Genomic DNA, 19,540 nt, shown 5'->3' with positions numbered 1-19,540 from the left:
ACGGCCGGGATGTCGCCGTCACACCCGCAGATCGAGGCCTGACTCAGCCGCAGCGCACGGATGCCGACTCGTCGTAGGCGAGTTCCACATCGTGAGTGATCCGGCCCGCGCCCACGGTGACGGTGCTGCTCACCGAGGGGTATCCGCGTGCCACCACGGTGTATTGCCCGGCGGGCAGATCGGAGACCACGTAGCGGCCGTTGTGGTCGGTGCGAGCGGTGGAGATCCGATCGCCGCCGGCGTCCAGGACGGTCACCTCGGCGTTGGCGACCGCCTTGCCCTGCGCCTGGACGGCGCCGGCCAGGGTCGCCATCGGTTCCATGTCGACGTCGTGGTGCAACCGTCCGCTGTCGGGGATGGTGAGGGTGACCGCGGTGGGGTGCATCCGGTCGGCGACCACGACCAGGGTGTGGGTACCCGACGCGACGCCGCCGCAGCTGTAGCCGCCGTCGCCGCCGGTCACCGCTGCCCCGATCACCTCTCCGCGCGGGTCGGTGAGGGTAACCGTCGCTCCCGCAACGGGTTTCCCATCGCCGGCGCGGCGGACGGTGCCGGTGAGCTCACCGGAACTCGGCAGCGTCAGATCCACGGTCTGGGCCACCGCGCCGACGACGACGGTGACGGCCACCGGGCGATGCGCGGCGGCGGAAGCGATCAGCACATAGTTGCCGGGCGCCGGGGCCGGGAGACGGTAGCTGCCGTCGGCTTCGCCCGTGGCGCGCGAAACCTGGTGTCCGCGTTGGTCGATCAGCGTCAGCGCCACATCCGGCACCGGCCGGCCGTTCTCGCGCCGGACGCTGCCACCGATGGCCCGGTCGTCGCCCGCCAGATCCACCGCCTGCGGCGCCGACACACCCGCGATCCCGGCGGCCACCGCACTACCGTGCTGCGCGGCAACCGGTTCCGGCTCCGAGAGCTCCGCCGTCTCCGCGACACCGTCCGACTCCGCGGCGACGGCCTGCGGCGCATGCGCGCGCACCGACGGAATGATCACCGCCGCCAGTGCGGCGAGCACGGAAACGCCGGCCAGGAACCAGAAGACCCGGGAGTACCCGGCATCCGCCGGCAGCCCGTGCGCGGTGCCGGCACCCGAGGTCAGCAGCACAGCCGACACCGCGCTGCCGATCGCACCGCCGACGGTGCGGACGTTGGCGTTCATTCCGGTGGCCGCGCCCGTCTGGGCGGGCGGCACCGCGGCGACGATGATGGCCGGCATCGACGAGAAGGCCAGCCCGATACCGACACCCAGCAGCGCACCGGCCAGGTAGATCTCCCAGCTCCGGTCGTGCCCGACCGCGAGCATCACGAACGCCGGGACGGTGATGACGCTGCCGATCAGCACGATCGCCTTGGGGCCGATGCGCGCCGCCAGCGGCCCGATCGACAGGCCGATCACGAACATCGCCACCGACAACGGCAGCATGTACAGCCCGGACTGGGTGATGCCGGCGCTCAGGCCGTATCCCGCAATCGCTCTCGGGGTCTGCAGCAGCTGCGGCAGGAAGGTCATCATGGCGTACATTCCGGCGCCGGTCAGCACGGCCACCAGGTTCGTGGTCCACACCGCCGGAATGCGCATGGTGCGCATATCGATCAGCGGGGTGCCCGATTTCAGCTCGACCACGATCCAGGCGGCCGCCGCCACCACGGCCAGCGCGAACAGGCCCAGCGTCAGCGCCGAACCCCAGCCCCAGGACGGCCCCTTGCTCACCGCGAGCAGCAGCGCCACCAGCCAGGCCGACAGGAGAATCGCCGCGCCCCAATTGATATTGCCCGGGCTGCGCACCGGCGATTCCGGCACGAACACGATCGCGGCCACCGCGGCGATCGCGGTGATGATCATCGGCACCCAGAACAGCCAGTGGTAGTTCAGATGTTCGACGATCGGGCCCGCCAGCACCAGCCCGAGCCCGGAGCCGACGGCGATGAGCGAGGAGGCGATCCCCACCGCGCCGTGCAGCTTCTTCGCCGGGAACTCGTCGCGAATGATGCCGAATGCCAACGGAATCACGCCACCGCCCAGGCCCTGGATCACCCGCGCCACGATCATCACCCCGACCGATTCGGTCAGCGCCGCGATCAGCGAGCCGACCGTCAGCGCGACCAGGGTGACGACGAGCATGCGTTCCTTGCCGACCTTGTCGCCGATCCGCCCGAGAATCGGCGTCGCCACCGAGGCCGAGAGCAGATATCCGGTCATCAGCCAGGTCGCGGTGCTCTGCGTGGTGTGCAGCGCCGGAATCAGCAGGGCCAGTACCGGAACGACCATCGACTGCAGCAGCGCGTAGGCGGAGATGCCGAGCAGCAGCACCGCGAAGACGACGTTGTAGTGCGGGCGGGATTTGACGCGCGCCACGGGTGGTTTCCTCCCCACGAGACGGAAGCGGAGTGAATCTCCGGTTAGAAACCTTAACAGGGATGTGAGGCAGTGCCCGGCCGCGCCGACGTGATCTCGACCTCAGTAATCGGTAACCACGATGTTGCGCGAAACCGCGTCGCACGGTCCGCCGATCCCTCACAATGAGGGCAAGGATGAGGGATTCGGCAGGAACTCGGGTATGCGCATGACCGCACAGCTGGCTGGAAACGGAAACCTGTCGGTTCTGCGCGCCGCATGCCTGAGTGCCGGCATGGAAGCGGGCGGCGCACAGGAGGTGCGGTTCGGCGCGGGTACCGGTTACCGGTTGCCCAGCGGGGTCGTGGTGCGCATCAGCCACCCGGATCATCGGCCCGAGGCGCGCCGGGAAATCGAGGTCTCCCGCTGGCTCACCGCCTCCGGCGTCGCCGCGCCGCACACCCTGCCCGACGTGCGTCAGCCGCTCGAAATCCAGGGCCGGACGGTGACCTTCTGGCAGGTTCCGCCGCTGTATCAGCACGGCGCGCTGGACGATATGGCCCAGGCGCTGCTGCGATTGCACAGCCTGGCGCCGCCGACGACGTTCGCTCTCGGCCAGCTGCAGCCGTTTCGCGGAATCGCCGAGTTGATCGACACCGCCGAGCTGTTCACCGCCGACGACCGCCGCTGGCTGCGCGAGCATCTCACCGAATTGCGCGGGCGGTGGGCCGATCTGCCGAGCGGGATGCAGTGGTGTGTCATCCACGGCGAGGCCTGGGGCCGCGAGTTCGCCGCCACCGTCGACCACGACGTCCTGATGCTGAACTTGGAGAACATGTCGATCGGCCCGCCGGAATGGGATCTGGTACCGACCGCGATCGCCTACGCCTCGCTGGGCTGGATCACCAGCGCGCAGTACGCCCGGTTCTGCAACGCCTACCACCTCGACGTCCTGCGGTGGCCGGGATTCTTCCTGCTGCGCGACATCGTCGAGTTGCGGATGACGATGGATGCCGTCCGCGCCGCCGTCGCCGACCCGGTTCACCTCCACCAGGCACGCTGGCGGCTGGCCTGTATCCGCGGCGATGAAGGTCCGCGGCAGTGGCCGGGCTGGGTGCCCCTGCACTGAAACCGCCTGGCCGTCACGCGGTTTCCCCCTTGCGCGAGCACGCGACACGTCTCGCCCACAGATCAGAGCACCCATCTGGATTGGTGTCTGGAATGTGGTCCAGATCATATGGTACGTTCTGCCGCATGGTTCGGCGGACGGAGGTTCGATGTCGACCACTGATCTGGATGTACACCTCGGGGGACGGCAACCCAGGGCGGCGCAGGTACTGCGCCGGAACTTCTCCGACACGGTGCTGTCGAGTCTCGCCACGTTCGGCCGGGCGCTGCAGATGGGTTCCCATGCGATCCGGGTAGGCCTCGGCGATGCGGTGCGGATGCGGTTTCAGACGCGCGAAACCCTCACGCAGGCATGGTTTCTGATCAAGGTCACCGCGATTCCGAGCGTGCTGATGGCGATTCCGTTCGGCGTCATCGTCTCCACCCAGGTCGGCAATATCGTCTCCCAACTCGGCGCGGATTCGATGATCGGCGCGGCCGGCGGGCTGGGGGTGATCAAACAGGGCGCGCCGATGGCCGCCGCGATGATGCTCGGCGGGGCCGGCTCGGCGGCCATCGCCTCCGATCTCGGCGCGCGAACCGTGCGGGAAGAGGTCGACGCCATGCGGGTCATGGGGATCGATCCGGTGCAGCGTCTCGTCGTTCCGCGCATCGCGGCGATGATGCTGGTCGCTCCGCTGCTCAACATCCTGATCATCGCGGTCGGCATCGCCTCCGGCTTCGCCGTCGCGGTCGCCGCGCTCGGGGTGACGCCGGGCAGTTACTGGCAGTCGTTCGGCGCCTTCACCACCACCCTCGACATCTGGGTGTCGCTGATCAAGGCGCTGATCTTCGGCTTCCTGGTGGTGATCATCGCCTGCCAGCGCGGGCTCGAAGCCGGGGGCGGACCGCGCGGCGTGGCCGACGGCGTGAACGCGGCCGTGGTCATGTCGATCGCCGCGGTCACCGTGCTCAATACCGCGATCACACAGGTGGTCACCATGTTCTTCCCGGTGAGGATGGCCTGATGACCGCGACCCCGTATGCGCCGGCGGGCCTGCGGTGGGTGCATCGTCTGGGGCCTCGCGCCCATCCGCTGCGGCCGTTCGAATCGATCGGCTTCGTGCTCGGATTCGGGTGGCAGGTGGTGTCGTCGCTGCCCTACACGCTGATGCACTACCGCCGCGAGACGGTCGTGGTGATCACCGATATGACGTGGGGCCGCGGTTCGGTGATCATCGGCGGCGGCGTGGTCCCGCTGATGTTGCTGCTCGGGGCGGCGATGGGCGCCTCCATCGGCATCGAGGCGTTCAGTGCGCTCAACCTGCTGTCGCTGGGTCAGCTCAGCGGCCTGATCTCCGCGTTCGGGGTGACGCGGGAGCTGGCGCCGATCGCGGCGGGTGTCGGCTTCGCGGCGCAGGCCGGATGCCGGATGACCGCGGAGATCGGCTCGATGCGCATCTCCGAGGAGATCGACGCACTGGAATCGCTCGGCGTGCGGTCGGTGCCGTTCGTGGTGACCACCCGCGTCATCGCCGGAATCATCGCCGTCGCACCGGCTTTCGTGGTGGCGCTGATTCTCAGCTATCTGTCGTGCTCCCTGATCGTCACCACCATCCACGGCACGCCGGCCGGGACCTACAACCACTATTTCGATCAGTTCGTGCTGGGCTGGGACGTTATCGCCGCGACGATCAAGGTGATGGTCTTCGCGGTCGCCGTCGTCCTGATCCATTGTTACCAAGGCTTTTTCGCGACCGGCGGGCCGGAGGGCGTCGGCATCGGCTCGGGGCGCGCGATCCGGGCCAGCCTCGTCTCGATCATCGCGCTCGACATGCTCACCACCATCGTCCTCTGGGGATTCCAGTCCCCCATCACGTTCACCGGATGACCCCATGCCTCCTTATGCCCTGCCCGGCACCGAGGTCGGGCCCCGCCGCGCCCGGATCCTCGGCATCGGTGCGGTCGCGCTCGCCGCGGTGCTCGTCGTCGGCTGGCGGCTGCTGCCCGACAGCCGACCGGCCGACGAGATGCGCGTCGACCTGGTCACCGCACAGGTCGGCGAGGGCGTCGGCGCCGGAACCGATGTCCGGCTCGACGGTGTCCGGGTCGGCTCGGTCGCCTCGGTCGCCATGGCCGGAACCGGCCGGCAGCGCATCGAATTGACGCTGCGCCGATCCCAGCTGTTCGGCCTGACCGACGCGCTGACCGTCGACTACGCGCCCGGGAATCTCTTCGGAATCACCGCGCTGCAACTGAATCCGAACAGCGGCGGCACTCGGCTGCGGGATGGCTCGACCGTGGACCTGAGCGATCGCGACGCCGACCGGGTGCGCGATGCCACCCTCGCCGCGCTGCTGGAATCCACGGGCCGGCTCACCGACGACGTGCTGACCCCGAAACTCACCGAGGTGCTGCGCACCACCTCGCACGACATCAGCGCCTTCACCCCGCTGCTGCAGGCGATCGGCACGACCGCGCGCTCGTTCACCGAAACTCAGCAACTCCCCCCGTCACTGGTACTGGGCCAATTCGGCTCGGCGCTGCACGGTGTGCCGGCACTGCTCGCCGGCGCGGCCGAACTGTTGCACGCGGATCTGACGAATCAGCAGCTCGCGACGAAGGAGAACGTCGATCGCTTCTCGGAGATGTTCAACCGGGTCCAGAACGAGATGCTGCCGGTGGCAACGGAAACCCTGTACACGGCGCAGCGAAATTTCGGCGGGCTCCTGCCGATCGCCGTCACGATGCTCGACCAGGTCGCCGGTTCGGTCTCCGACCCGCAGCGTTCGGAGAGCGAATTGCGAGAACTGCTCGACCGCCTCGGCGCCGGCTTCCACGACTCGCCCTCGGGCCCGGTGCTGAACGCCCGTGTGGATCTGACCACCGTCCCCGGCTTGGCGGCGCCGCTGGCAGCCCTGCTCGCGCACCAGCCCGGTGCGGGAGGTCGCTGAATGTCGACCCGCGCGTTGTGGATTCGAGTGGCCGTGTCCGTGCTGGCCATGGCCGTCGTCCTCGTCGGCGTGTTCCGGTTGATCGAGCGGCCGGTCAGCGGCGACACCGACACCTACACCGCGATTTTCACCGATGCGAACGGCTTGCGGCTCGGCGACGACGTCCGGCTCTACGGGGTGCAGGTCGGAAAGGTGCGCAGCGTCGACTTGGACGGAGCGCTGGCCCGCGTGCGCTTCACCGTCACGCAGGGCCATCCGCTCTACACCGAGACCAAGGTGGCGGTGCGATATCAGAACCTCACCGGTTTCCGGTATCTCGAGATCCAGCAGCCGGATCAGCCGGGTACCCGCCGTACGGCGGCAGCGGTCTTCGACACCGCGCACACGGTTCCGGCCTTCGACATCACCACCCTGTTCAACGGTTTGCAGCCGGTGCTGGCACAGCTGTCACCCGACGATCTGAATCGGTTCGCGAGCAGTATGCTCGCCGTCGTCCAGGGCGACGGCAACGGCATCGGGCCGGCGCTCGACGCCATCGACACGCTGAGCCGGTACGCGTCCGACCGCGCACAGGTGCTGTCGGTCCTGGTGAACAATTTCGCCCAGGTTTCCGCGCATATGGCCGGGAAATCCGGCAACGCCATGCAATTGATGACGAATCTGACCGAACTGTTCGTCACCATCACCGACAAATTGCCCGGCCTCGTGCAATTCGGAATGGAAATTCCGCCGATGTTGCGCCCACTGCTGGACCTGCTGGATGTCCTGGGCGTCACCGGCGAGAAGAACCGCGACCTGGACGCGCTTCTGCATCGTGTCCTTCCGAACCCGCGTCAGGCCGCCGATGTGCTGGGACGGCTGCCCGGATTGATCCAGACCATGACGACGACCATTCCCCAGACCGGGCCCGACGCGGCGATGACCTGCTCGCACGGGATCGCACCGGCGCCCGGACCGCTGGCCGTCCTGATCGCCGGACAGAGGATCACGCTATGCCACCGGTAGTCACCCCCGCGTCGGTCACCGCCGCCCTGCGCACGGTCCGGCGCCGGATGTTCACCAGCCGCGACGAGCGCGGCGCCCAATTGCGCTGGGGCATCAGCGGAATAGTCGCGGTTCTCGTTCTGGTGGCGGCGATCGGCGTGATCGATGTCGTCGGAACCACGCCCGAGCGAACATATTCCGCCGATATCGCCGAGGCCGGTTCGATCCGCACGGGTGACGATGTCCGGATAGCGGGAATTCCGGTCGGCAAGGTGAAATCCCTGCGGTTGCTTCCCGATCGGGTGCGGATGACGTTCACGGTGAAGGACGGGGTCGCCATCGGCGATCAGACCACCCTCGCGGTGCGAATGCTGACCCTCGTCGGCGGCTACTACCTGGCCGTTCAACCAGCGGGATCGAACCCGTTGGGCAACACCGTCATTCCCGTCCAGCGCGTGATTCTGCCGTACAACCTCACCCAGGCTTTCCAGGACGCCGTCGAGCCCGTGCGGCGGACCGACGGTGACGCCATCCGCCGGGATCTCGCCGCACTGGCCGGTTCGATCGACAAGAGCCCGGACGCGCTCCGGCACGCCGGCCGCGCGGTCGCCGACATCGTCGCCATCATGGACCGGCAGAACGCGGACGTATCCCGGACGCTGTCGCTGACCGACGAGTATCTGACGGCGCTGAACAGGAATTCCGACACCCTCGTCACCCTGATGCGGACCTTCGGCACACTCGAGAACGTCGTCGCCGACAATCGGGAACAGCTCAGCTGGGCGCTGCACGGCCTGGCCCAGCTGGTGCAGAAGCTGGTCCCGCTCGGACGGATCTGGGACGACTCGCTACGCGAACAGGCGCAACCGCTCGTCGACGCGATCCCGAAGCTGCGGGAACTCGGCGACCGCATGGGCGCCCTGCTCGATTCGCTGCACACCTTCGAGCAGCGCCTGACACCGCTGGTCCAGCCGGGCGGCGGAGTGAGCGTCGACCAGTCCGCCGCCACCGTCACCGGCATCTGTGTTCCGGTGCCCGGAGGGGGATGCTGATGCTGAGCAGGATTCTCGGATCGCGCGGCCTGATGTCGGCGGCGGTGGTGCTGGTGCTCGTCCTGGCCGCGGGATTCGCCGTGACGATGAGCAGATCCGAACCGGCGACGCGCAGTTACTGCGCGCGGATGCCCGACAGCATCGGCCTCTACACCGACAGCGCGGTCACCGTCATGGGCGTTCAGGTCGGCAAGGTCACCGCCGTCGAGCCCGACAACGGCGCTGCCACAGTGCGTTTCACCGTGCGCGCCGACCGCAAACTCCCGGTGGACGTGGGCGCGGTGACGGTCAGCCACACCATCCTGGCCGATCGCACTCTGGCGCTCATCGGCGCCGAACCCGCCGGAGCCGGTTGGGATCCGAGCCGATGCATCACCAAAACCCTGACGCCCAAGAGCATGTCGGAGACCTTCGACGCACTGGCGAAACTCTCGGATCAGCTCGATGCGTCCGGTGATCCCGCCCAGCGCGCCGCCGTCGGTGACGGTCTCGACGCACTCGACCGGGCGACATCCGGTACCGGCGAGCAGCTCAACGCGCTTATCGGACAACTCAGCCGGGCGCTCGCCTCCCCCGACGCGGCGATCGGACATCTCGGTCAGCTCATGGACGATCTCGCCGCACTGGCCCATCGCGCCCGCAACGGATGGCCGGACCTGGAGAACATCGTGCCGCGGCTGACCCAGACCTTCTCCGATATCAACACCCTCGCGTTCCCGCCCGTGGCCGATCTCGTGACGGCGCTGGCCGGGCTGCTCCCGGAACTCAACGAGGTGATCATGAAGCTCGGCTCCCCCGCGCTGCGCGCGGTGAACGACATCCCCGGCCTGTCGAAGCTCATCGCGTCGGGAGTCGGCTCACTCGCCGAGATCATCCGCATGACCCCGGCCCTCGCCACCGGGTTCTCCGACGCGGTCGATCCGGTCAGCGGCGAATTCACCATCGGCTACGCGCCACCGAAACTGGCTCTGCCGCAGGCACAAACCGACCAGATCTGCGCGGCGCTGCGGGCGGTCGCGGGGCAACAGTGCGGGACCGCCGGCAACGGTGTGGTGACGGTGCCCGCGCTTCCGGTCCTCCTGTCGGCGGTGAGCGCGAAGTGACACGACCTTCCGCGAAACTCCGCCGTATCTGCGCCCACACGCTGGTCGCCGCCACCCTCGCGGCATCGGCCGGGGCCTGCGGTTTCCAGCCGGCCGACGTCCCGGTGCCGGGCACCGGTGTCGGCGGACCGACCTACCATCTGCGCATCGAATTCGCCGATGTCCTCAATCTGCCGCAGGGCGCCAAGGTCATCGCGGACGGCGTGCGGATCGGGCAGCTCACCCACATCACCGTCGTCGACCCGGCGCCCGCCACCGGCACGGCTCCGGCGCGCACCGGCTATGTGATCGCCGATGTCGCGATCCGCACCTCGGTCCGGCTTCCGGTCGGCACCACCGCCCAACTGCGGCAGGCGACTCCGCTCGGCGACGTCCACATCGCACTCACCGAACCGGCCCACCCCACGGCCGGCGAGATCCGCCCGGATGCGACGATCCCGATCTCCGACACCCGCCCGCAACTTCCCATCGAGGACATCCTCGCGCAGCTGGCCACCTTCATCGGCAGCGGCGCGGTGCACGACATCCAGAACATCGTGCACAACGTGAACGGGATCATGCCCCCGAATCCGGCGGTGACCGCGCGGATATCGGAGGTCCTCGGATCGGATCTCGGTGACCTTGCCGCACATACCGATTCGATTCACCAGTTGGTCAGCGGTATTCAGGCCACGGTCGACGAGGGCCTGCTGAATCACACGTCGACGTGGGATCCGCTGCTCACCCCGGACGGTGTGCAGCACACCACCGATGTGATCCGCGCCGAGATCGGTGTCGTCTTCGTCCTCACCGCCCTCGGCCCGTTCGCGCCGTCGACGAAATGGCTGGGGCCGGTGCTGGATTCGACCACGGCCGCCGCGCGCGCGGTGGTGCCGATGTTGTTCGGCAGCGCACCGCTCGACACCGACTCCCCGTCGAATATGGCGACACTGACGAATCTGCTGCAATCGCAGATCATTCCGTTCGCCGAGCGCGGACCGAAGATCAACCTGGTCGGCGTCGCGGTGCCGCCGTCCGCGGCCGTCGGCACGACACCCGAGGAACAGACCTCCCGCATCGTCGACACGCTGCGGATGATCGGAGCGGTCCGATGAGAATTCGATCGATCGTCTCGCTCACGGCGATCGCCGCCGTGCTCGTCTTCGGCATCGTCTACATGACGGTGGGCGTCCTGCACCTCGATCCGCGCAAGTCCTTCTTCACCGCCGATCTCCGGCTCGCCGAATCCGGTGGGCTGGGCCCGAATTCGCCGGTGCTGTTCGACGGGGTCGCGGTCGGCAAGGCGGAGACGGTACGCAAACAGGCCTCCGGCGTGCTCGTCCGGCTGAAGATCGACGACAAGTATCACATCCCGGCTACGAGCGAGATCCATATCGAACAGCTGTCGGCACTCGGCGAGCCGTACATCGAATTCGCCTCGACGAGCCCGGCTGGGCCGTATCTGCGTGACGGACAAACGATGTCGACCGAGCGGGTGCACCTGCCGATGAGCATCACGGCGCTGTCGACGCGGGCGGTACAGCTGCTCGAGCAGATCCACCCGGAGGCGGTGGCGCGGCTGGTCGACACCTTCGACACCGCGCTGACGGGTACCGATCAGGCGATGCGCACGCTGCAGCACTCGTCCGACCTGCTGGCGGCCACACTGCTGAGCCGTACCGGCGCCATGCGGCAACTGTTCGCCGACATGCAGGCCCTCGGCGGGAACATGGACTGGCTGGGGCCCTCGCTGGAAACCGCCGGACCGCAACTCGGACTGTTCGGCACCATGCTGATCAAGATCGTCGAGGGCGGGTCCGTGCTGTCGAACAAACAACCGGTGGACAGCTACTACACCGGCGACGGCCTCGTTCCGTTCCTCGGGCAACTGACCGAGCTGCTGAACAAGATCGGGCCGGCGGTGGCGCCATTGGGCCCGGCCCTACAGCCGGTCCTCACCGAGGCCGTGCACCGCTCGCCACATATCGACGTCAGCGCGCTGATCAGCCAGGCGCTGCAGGGCGTCGACCCCGACGGGACGCTGCATTTCCGGATCGCCGTCAAATAGCCGAGTACCACCCAGCCCAGCAGGCAGGAGGAACGAACCGATGAGCACAGCAGTAGACGAGAAGGACATCCGGGCGGCGGAGGCAAACAAGGACGAAAAATCCGGTGCCGCACAGTCTTCCGCGGCTGCCACCGAGCGGCGGGCGCCGCTGACGATCGCCGTCCGGCTCTCCACCGTGGTGACGACCGCGGTGATCGTCGTCTTGCTGGCGGTCGGCATCGTGTTCGGGTGCCTGTACTTCTCGGCGCGTTCCACCCTGTCCGATCGTGACGCTGCGGCCGCCGGCGACAAACACGCCGAGGACATCGCATCGAAGTACGCCGTCGGCGCGTCGACCATCGACTATCACGATGTGAAGAGCTGGATCGAGCGGTTGAAGGCCGGCACCACCACGCAGCTGGCGGCGAAATTCGACGCGACCGCACCGCAACTCGAGCAGATCCTGCTCCCGCTGCAGTGGACGTCGAAGGCGACGCCACTGTCGGCCGCGGTGACCTCCGAATCGGACGGCATCTACAAGGTCAACGCCTACCTGGACGTGACATCGACCAGCGCGCAGACTCCCGACGGCGGTCGCACCACCGTGACCTACTCGCTCACCATCGACCGCAACGCGGACTGGAAGATCACCGACGTCGGCGGGTTGCAGAACGCCCTGCCCACCAAGTGAGTCGGCCGAAGGCCGCCGACGACGATAGGACACTATGAGCTGATGACCGATATGCCTGCCATGTTCACCGTCGACGACGCCGGTCGGTACCTGCCCCGGAAGTGGGCGTACGGCCGCTGGGGCGCGGACATGCTCAGCGGCCCCGCCGTCTGCGCGGCCGCCGCGCGCACCCTCGAACGGGAACACGGGCTGGCCGGTTTCGTGCCGGCTCGATTCACCATCGACCTGTTCAAGGCGGCGAAGGGACAGCCCCTCGAGGTGCACACCGAGGTGATCCGCGCCGGGCGGCGGATCCACATCGCCTCGGCCACAGTGCGCCAGGGTGAGGTCGAGGTCGCGGAAGCGCGCCTGGTTCAGCTGCGCGCCACCGAGGCCCCTCCGGGCGAGGAGTGGCATTCCGAGCATCCGTTCGACCCACCCGCCGACGCCGGGGTGGATTGGTGGTATCGCAGCGACAACGACTGGTCGACGTCGATGGGCGATCACCAGAACTCCGGCCGCAAAAGCCTGTGGGCGGTGCCGCTGGGGGCGGTCGAGGGTGAGGAGCGCAGCGCGTTCGTGGAGGCCGTGGTCGCCGCCGAGTCCACCAGCCTGGTGACCAACTGGGGGTCGCAGGGCATCGGATACATCAATGCCGACCTCACCGTGGCACTCGACCGCCTGCCCGTCGGCGACCGGATCGGGCTGCGGGCCGAGACCCACCTCACCGCTAACGGTGTATCCGTCGGCACCGCAACGCTTTTCGATTCCCGCGGGCCGATCGGCACCGGCATGGTGACCGCCGTCGGCAACGCGGCCGCCCAGATCGACTTCTCCGCGAACGGGATCGACTTCTCCGAAGACTGAGGCGCCGGGCGATATTTCCGGCCCGATATCGAACCGCGCCGCGCGTGTCGGGTTGACCACGCGACGGCCGGTTCCGACGATCGTCGGGGTGAGCCCGATCCGAAGGACGCCCGCTGCGCGGCGTCGGCGCTTGTGGCCGGTAGTGATCGTCGTCCTCGGTGTGGTGGCCGCACCGCCACCGGTGGCCACCGCGATCCCGGCGGACGAGCTGTGGTCCTCGACAGCGGAATCGTTCGCACCCGGCGATTTCCATGCCGCGCCGTATCTGGGCAACGGCCGGATCGGGACGGTACTGCCGCCCAGCGGCGGCGGCTACCACGACTACGGCGACGCGGCGCGGACCTCCTTCCCGCTGCAGCAATCCCGTTATACCGGAACGTATTTGGCGGGCTTCTACGCGCAGGCCGCACTGTCACCGGAATACCTCCGGTCGCCGCAGTACACCCAGGTGATCGCGGCGTTGCCCGCGTGGACGGGGCTGGCCGTCGAAGTCGACGGTCACCGCTACGACGCGGACGTGGACCCGGCGACCGTGCACGACTACCGGCAGACGCTGGACTTCCGCACCGCGACGGTGACCACCCGGGCCGACTGGACACCGGATCCCGAGCATCGGCTGCGGCTTCGCTACGACACCTTCGTCTCCCGCGACCGGCCGGATCTCGCGGTGCAGAAACTGACCGTCACTCCCGAGCGCCCGGGCGAGCTCGCGGTCGTCGACCGGATCGACGGCGCGGCGGCGCGGCGGGTCGTCCCGGTGACGACGACGGCCGATCCGAGCAGCGGACGCACGGTGTCGGGAGTCCGCGCCGAGGGAACCTCCGATACGGCATTCGTGGTGTCGTCCGTCGATTCCCCGCCGCAGGCCGCGGGCACCGCGCTGCCCGGCGCCGACGGGATCCGCTATCTGCTGCCCGTCACCGGGAACGACAGCTACACCTTCACCGCCTACACCGGCATCTCCTCCACCGACTACGGACTCGATCCCCTGGCCGCCGCCACCGCCGCGGCCGAATCGGGCCGCGCCCAGGGGTTCGACGCCACGCATTCCGCCCATGCCGCACAGTGGGATCGGTTGTGGCAGCCCGCCATCGAGACTCCGGGGCGCACCGACTACACCCGATGGATCCGCGCCGCGCTGTATTCCGTTCTGGCCAGCGTGCGCGCGGGCGAGCGCTGGTCGGTGCAACCGGCCGGACTGTCGTCCGACGACTACGGGGGCATGACGTTCTGGGATGCCGAGACCTGGATCTTCCCGACGCTGCTGGCGCTGTATCCGGACCTGGCTCGCACCGTGGTCGAATTCCGCGCCGCCGCACTGCCCGCCGCCCGGGCCAACGCCCGCGGCTACGGACTGCCCGGTGCGCTGTATCCCTGGGACGACGGGCCCGCGCAGCGCTGCGCGTCCCCGATCGGCTGCGGCCTGACCGAGGAACATCTGCACAACGAGATCGCCCTGGCCCAATGGCAGTACTACCTGGCCACCGGCGACAGCGAATGGCTGCGCACCCGCGGCGCGCCGGTGATCACCGCGATCGCCGACTACCTGACCGCGCGGATCGGGCCGAAACTGCCCGACGGTGCCTACCATTTCGCCCCGGCCGCGGGATCCGACGAGTACGTCACCTTCTCGGTCGACAACGCGCTCACCAACGGCGGCGTGCGCAACACGATGGACATCGCCGCCCGGGCCGCCGCACTCTCCGGTCTTCCCGTCGACCCGCGCTGGGCCGATATCGCAGCGCATATGGCGATGCCGCCCGATATCGCGCCGGGGGTGCCCGCCGAATATCTCGGCTACACCGGCGCCCCGATCAAACAGGCCGACACGGTGTTGCTCAGCTACCCCTTCACCTATGCGGCGCCCGGCTATTCGCCGGCCGCGACCATGCGCTACTACTTCGACCGCACCGATCCGGACGGCCCGAATATGAGCAACAGCGTCGGCGCGATCCTCAGTGCCCGCTACGACCCGTGTCGCACCCAGTACTACCTGGACCGATCCGTGCAGCCATATGCCCGCGAACCGTACGGATTCCAGGCCGAGGCGCGCGGGGACCGGTCGGGCGCCAACGCGCAGGGGCAGTCGGCGTGGATCTTCGTCACCGGTGCCGCGGGATTCCTGCAGGGACTGCTCTACGCACCGCTCGGATTGCGCTGGACCGAGGGCGGCCCGTCCATCGATCCGATGCTGCCCGGCGGCTTCCCCGACGGCCTGACCATTCGCGGCCTCGCGATCGGCGCCACCCGGACGACCGTTCACATCACGCCCGCGAACACCACGCTGACCCTCACCTCGGGCGACCCGATCACCCTGCAGACGCCGGGCGGCCCCGTCGAACTGGTTCCCGGACAACCCCTTTCGATCCCCACCCGCGCCGCGTGCTGAGACGTACAGCGGATGTGCGACAGCGCCAACGGCCGGCCCCTCGCGACGGAACGGCCGAGGTGAGCGGTGCGCGGTTGCGCGATGCGGCAACCACGACCACCATCGCCGGTGTGCGCAACCACTTCGACCTCGGCGACCCGCAGCACCGGGTCACCACACTCCGCCGCGACGCGGCATCCGACACCGCAGTCGTCCCGCGCTCGCCGAGCGCGCGGACGCGGGAGAACACCGCCGCCGGCCGCTCGCGACTGTCCGGTGAACGGCATGAGCGCGGGAGGATCGCCGCATGAGCGCCATCGAGCAGGTCGCCGATTCGGTGTACGTGGTGGCCGGAACCAACGTCAACTGGTCGCTGATCACCGGCGATTCCGGCGTGGTCCTCGTCGACGCCGGCTATCCGCGCGATACCGGCGCGGTACTCGATTCGCTCCGCCGGATCGGCCACGAACCGGCCGATCTGGTGGCGATTCTGCTGACCCACGCCCATCTCGACCACATCGGCGCCATCCCGACCCTGGTCGAACGCACGGGTGTGCCCGTCTACACGGGCGCGGACGAGGCCGCGCACGCGCGTCGCGAATATCTGCAGCAGATCACTCCCGTGGACATGGCCCGCCAGCTCGGCACTCCCGGTGGACCGCGGTGGGTGTTCCAGACACTGCGCGCGTTGGGCGGCCACGTCCGCATGAGCGTCCCCACCGCCACCACCTACGACGAGAACACCCTGCGGCAGTTGCCCGGCGGTATCGTGGCCGTCCCGACGCCGGGGCACACCACCGGCCACACCGCCTACCTCATGCCCGACGAGGGCATCCTCTTCAGCGGCGACGCCCTGGTCACCGGCCATCCACTGCTTCCCGACACCGGACTCCAAGCACTACCCGAGGTCTTCAACCACGACGAGACACAGACCCACACCACCGCGGAATCCCTGATCGCCCACCGGCCGCGGCTGCTGATACCCGGCCACGGAAAACCCATGGCCCGCTGATCTCACCGGCCCAACCGATTTCACCGGCCCGGCTACACGCGTGCCGGATCCCGGGTCTCGGCCTTGGCCGCCTCCCGGGCCAGGATGCGCACCCGCTGCTCCTCGAAGCGCACGACGTCGCGGCCGAGCTTGTCGAGATAGTCGGCGAGCTCCTGGCGGGCGCGCTCGCCTCGCTCGGTGAAATCGGTGCGGCCGAAGACATTCCAGTGCCGCAGCACCGGATTGAGCACCTCGTCGAGATGCTGGCGCAGATCGTAGATGCCGTGCTTGACCATCAGCACACCGTTGCGCCGCCAGTTCGGCATTCCGGTGCCGGGCATGGCGAAATTCTTCGCGATCTCGGTGACCGATTCCATCGCCTGATCCGGCGCCAGATCGAACGCCGCCGCCGCGATCGACCGGTAGAAGATCATGTGCAGATTCTCGTCGGCCGCGATCCGCGCGAGCATGTTGTCGGCGATCGGATCACCGCACACCCGGCCGGTGGAGCGGTGGCTGATGCGAGTGGCGAGCTCCTGGAACGTCACGTAGACGACCTGGTCGAGCACGCCGTGGAAGTACTCGGGCGCGTGCACGCCGCGCGTCATGTGCACCATCCGGTCCTGCTCCAGCGCCACCGGGTCGACCCCGCGGGTGACCACCAGATAATCGCGCATGGCGATGGCGTGACGGTTCTCCTCGGCGGTCCAGCGCCCGACCCAGGTGCCCCAGGCGCCGTCGCGGGAGAAATGCTCGCTGATGGTCCGGTGATAGGAGGGCAGATTGTCCTCGGTGAGCAGATTGGTGATCATGGCGACCTTCGCCACCTCCGACAGACGAGACTGTTCGGGATCCCAATCGACACCGCCGAGTGCGGCGAAATTGCGGCCTTCGTCCCACGGCACATAATCGTGCGGATGCCATTCCTTGGCGGTGGCCAGATGCCGGTCCAATTGGTCCGCGACGACCGGCTCCAGTTCGGTGAGCAACTGCAACTGCGTCAAATCCTTTGGCATGCAATTCCTTTCGAGAAGGTAACCATCGGGTTTACGACACACAAGGGCGATCCGAGAGCAGTGTTGCGCGGCGATACGCTACCCGTCGACCTGTGGTTGCCGGAAGTTTCCGCCGCCGTGTCCCCGGTTCGAGAGCGCCGATCACGTCGCACACCGATTACATGCCCGCCGAATCAAACCTAGAGTCCGGACAATTCGGACGTGACATACTCCTCTTCAATTAGTTAGCCATCGCAACTATATTATTTGGAGACCCATTCCGTTTTCCTGTCGATGAGGGAGAGAACTTGGCTTCCGCCCAACCCGCCGAGGACCTGGATGCCTCCGACATCCAGACCGTCGGCCGCCGGCTCCGGGTAGATCACGACCACCCGCACTACAAGTGGGTGGCACTGTCGAATACGACCCTCGGCATGTTGATGGTCACGATCAACTCGTCGATCGTGATCATCTCCCTGCCGGCGATCTTCCGCGGGATCCACCTCGATCCGCTCGAACCCGCCAACGTGAGCTACCTGCTGTGGATGCTGATGGGCTTCATGCTCACCTCCGCGGTGCTCGTGGTGATGTTCGGCCGCCTCGGCGACATGTTCGGCCGAGTGCGCATCTACAACCTCGGCTTCGTCATATTCACCGTCTGCGCGATAGCGCTGTCGTTCGATCCGTTCGATCTCGGCGGCGGTGCGATATGGCTGATCGCCTGGCGTGTGGCGCAGGGTGTCGGCGGCGCGATGCTGATGGCCAATTCGACGGCCATCCTCACCGACGCCTTCCCGGCCAGGCAGCGCGGCATGGCTCTGGGCATCAACCAGGTCGCGGCGGTGGCCGGTTCGTTCCTGGGTCTGCTGGTCGGCGGTCTGCTGGCCGAATGGGACTGGAAGGCCATCTTCTGGGTCAGCGTGCCGTTCGGCATCCTCGGCACCATCTGGTCCTACAAGTCGCTGCGCGACAACGGCGCACGCACGCCCGGGTCGCTCGACATCCCGGGTACCGTCACCTTCGCCCTCGGCCTGACGGCGCTGCTGGCCGGTATCACCTACGGCATCCAGCCCTACGGCGACTCCAAGACCGGCTGGGGCAACCCGTGGGTGCTGACCGGAGTCATCGGCGGCATCGTGCTGCTCGTGCTGTTCTGCGTCATCGAGGCGAAGTCGCGCCAGCCCATGTTCCACCTGAGCCTGTTCCGCAACCGGACCTTCGCGCTGGGCAGTTTCGCGAGCCTGATGGCCTCGATCAGCCGCGGCGGCCTGCAGTTCATGCTCATCATCTGGCTGCAGGGCATCTGGCTGCCGCTGCACGGCTTCGACTTCGAATCGACGCCGCTGTGGGCCGGTATCTACATGTTGCCTCTGACCATCGGCTTCCTGGTCTCGGGACCGCTGTCCGGCTATCTGAGCGACCGTTTCGGCGGGCGGTTGTTCGCCACCGGCGGCCTGTTGCTCGCCGCGATCACCTTCGTCCTGCTGATCGTGATCCCGGTGAACTTCAACTACTGGCTGTTCGCGCTGATCATCCTGCTCAACGGCCTCGGCATGGGTATTTTCACCTCCCCGAACACCGCCGAGGTCATGTCCGCGGTCCCGGCCTCGCAGCGCGGCGTCGCCTCCGGTATGCGCGCGACGCTGATGAACGGCGGTATGGCGCTGTCGATCGGCATCTTCTTCTCGCTGATGATCGTCGGCCTGTCCGGCACCCTGCCCGGCGCGATGAATTCCGGGCTGAAGGACCAGGGCGTCCCCGCCGACGTCGCGGGACACATCGCGGATATGCCGCCGGTCGGCAGCCTGTTCGCGACCTTCCTCGGCTACAACCCGTTCAAGGAATTGCTCGGCCCGAGCGGCACATTGGACAAGCCGGGGGTGCACTCCGATGTGCTGACCGGCCAGGAGTTCTTCCCGCACCTGATCTCCGACCCGTTCCACTCGGGCTTGGTGGTGGTGTTCCTCGCCGCCGCGGTGATGATGCTGCTCGGTTCGATCGCGTCCTGGTTCGCCCGCGGCGACTACGTCGAACACGAGGCGCAGGAACTGGCCGAAGCGGCCGGCGCCGGTCTGATCACCGATGTGG

The 19,540-nt window shown here is 67.9% G+C and carries 16 protein-coding genes and 1 pseudogene; 15 read left to right on the top strand and 2 right to left on the bottom strand.

The genetic code is table 11. From position 1 onward, the window contains the following. Window positions 1-43 precede the first annotated feature (43 nt). Window positions 44-2,356: an MFS transporter gene (locus IG65_RS36425; protein ID WP_063833538.1), complete on the bottom strand. Its 2,313-nt coding sequence runs from the start codon at window positions 2,354-2,356 to the stop codon at window positions 44-46. 208 nt (window positions 2,357-2,564) lie between these two features. On the opposite strand from IG65_RS36425, the gene IG65_RS0105500 reads away from it, so the two are divergent. From IG65_RS0105500 to IG65_RS0105435, 14 genes are all read left to right on the top strand, one after another. Then, window positions 2,565-3,464 (top strand): phosphotransferase family protein, encoded by a 900-nt coding sequence (locus IG65_RS0105500; RefSeq protein WP_030513728.1) that lies wholly within the window; start codon window positions 2,565-2,567, stop codon window positions 3,462-3,464. 148 nt (window positions 3,465-3,612) lie between these two features. Then, window positions 3,613-4,470 carry an ABC transporter permease gene (locus IG65_RS0105495; RefSeq protein ID WP_030513727.1) on the top strand — a complete coding sequence of 286 codons (858 nt, stop codon included), beginning with the start codon at window positions 3,613-3,615 and terminating at the stop codon, window positions 4,468-4,470. Next, window positions 4,470-5,333 carry an ABC transporter permease gene (locus tag IG65_RS0105490; RefSeq protein ID WP_030513726.1) on the top strand — a complete coding sequence of 288 codons (864 nt, stop codon included), beginning with the start codon at window positions 4,470-4,472 and terminating at the stop codon, window positions 5,331-5,333. Before IG65_RS0105495 ends, IG65_RS0105490 begins: the two co-directional genes overlap by 1 nt. A gap of 4 nt (window positions 5,334-5,337) precedes the next feature. After that, the gene (locus tag IG65_RS0105485) at window positions 5,338-6,396 is read left to right on the top strand and encodes an MlaD family protein (RefSeq protein ID WP_051755414.1); all 1,059 of its coding nucleotides are present in this window, start codon (window positions 5,338-5,340) and stop codon (window positions 6,394-6,396) included. Next, window positions 6,397-7,401, top strand: a complete 1,005-nt coding sequence (locus IG65_RS0105480; RefSeq protein WP_030513724.1) for an MlaD family protein — start codon at window positions 6,397-6,399, stop codon at window positions 7,399-7,401. Then, a complete protein-coding gene (locus tag IG65_RS0105475) occupies window positions 7,389-8,432 on the top strand; it encodes an MlaD family protein (protein WP_231509064.1) in 1,044 nt (347 codons plus the stop codon). The genes IG65_RS0105480 and IG65_RS0105475 overlap by 13 nt, the downstream gene beginning before the upstream one ends. Next, window positions 8,432-9,535, top strand: coding sequence for an MlaD family protein (locus IG65_RS0105470; protein WP_036523477.1), 1,104 nt, complete (start codon window positions 8,432-8,434; stop codon window positions 9,533-9,535). Before IG65_RS0105475 ends, IG65_RS0105470 begins: the two co-directional genes overlap by 1 nt. Further along, the gene (locus IG65_RS0105465; RefSeq protein ID WP_030513721.1) at window positions 9,532-10,629 is read left to right on the top strand and encodes an MlaD family protein; all 1,098 of its coding nucleotides are present in this window, start codon (window positions 9,532-9,534) and stop codon (window positions 10,627-10,629) included. Before IG65_RS0105470 ends, IG65_RS0105465 begins: the two co-directional genes overlap by 4 nt. Continuing rightward, window positions 10,626-11,582: an MlaD family protein gene (locus tag IG65_RS0105460; protein WP_030513720.1), complete on the top strand. Its 957-nt coding sequence runs from the start codon at window positions 10,626-10,628 to the stop codon at window positions 11,580-11,582. Before IG65_RS0105465 ends, IG65_RS0105460 begins: the two co-directional genes overlap by 4 nt. 40 nt (window positions 11,583-11,622) lie before the next feature. After that, window positions 11,623-12,252 carry a hypothetical protein gene (locus IG65_RS0105455; RefSeq protein WP_030513719.1) on the top strand — a complete coding sequence of 210 codons (630 nt, stop codon included), beginning with the start codon at window positions 11,623-11,625 and terminating at the stop codon, window positions 12,250-12,252. A 42-nt stretch (window positions 12,253-12,294) separates the two neighbouring features. Further along, window positions 12,295-13,098, top strand: coding sequence for an acyl-CoA thioesterase domain-containing protein (locus tag IG65_RS0105450; RefSeq protein ID WP_030513718.1), 804 nt, complete (start codon window positions 12,295-12,297; stop codon window positions 13,096-13,098). Between the two features lie 88 nt (window positions 13,099-13,186). Further along, window positions 13,187-15,487, top strand: coding sequence for a glycosyl hydrolase family 65 protein (locus tag IG65_RS0105445; RefSeq protein WP_156055497.1), 2,301 nt, complete (start codon window positions 13,187-13,189; stop codon window positions 15,485-15,487). A gap of 59 nt (window positions 15,488-15,546) precedes the next feature. After that, the gene (locus tag IG65_RS34415; protein WP_036523422.1) at window positions 15,547-15,777 is read left to right on the top strand and encodes a hypothetical protein; all 231 of its coding nucleotides are present in this window, start codon (window positions 15,547-15,549) and stop codon (window positions 15,775-15,777) included. Further along, window positions 15,774-16,478 carry an MBL fold metallo-hydrolase gene (locus IG65_RS0105435; protein ID WP_030513715.1) on the top strand — a complete coding sequence of 235 codons (705 nt, stop codon included), beginning with the start codon at window positions 15,774-15,776 and terminating at the stop codon, window positions 16,476-16,478. The genes IG65_RS34415 and IG65_RS0105435 overlap by 4 nt, the downstream gene beginning before the upstream one ends. A 32-nt stretch (window positions 16,479-16,510) precedes the next feature. Here the strand turns inward: IG65_RS0105435 and IG65_RS0105430 are convergent, their stop codons facing one another. Next, on the bottom strand, window positions 16,511-17,473 hold the full coding sequence (locus tag IG65_RS0105430; protein WP_030513714.1) for an acyl-ACP desaturase: 963 nt from the start codon (window positions 17,471-17,473) through the stop codon (window positions 16,511-16,513). Between the two features lie 287 nt (window positions 17,474-17,760). Between IG65_RS0105430 and IG65_RS38925 the strand changes: the two are divergent. Next, window positions 17,761-19,479 (top strand): annotated as a pseudogene (locus tag IG65_RS38925) (MFS transporter); the annotation flags it as partial. Window positions 19,480-19,540 lie beyond the last annotated feature (61 nt).

This window comes from Nocardia sp. NRRL WC-3656, assembly GCF_000720265.1.
Classification (GTDB): domain Bacteria; phylum Actinomycetota; class Actinomycetes; order Mycobacteriales; family Mycobacteriaceae; genus Nocardia; species Nocardia nova.
The sequence above is the reverse complement of the archived record's forward strand: the minus strand, read 5'-3'. Positions and strand labels throughout refer to the sequence as shown.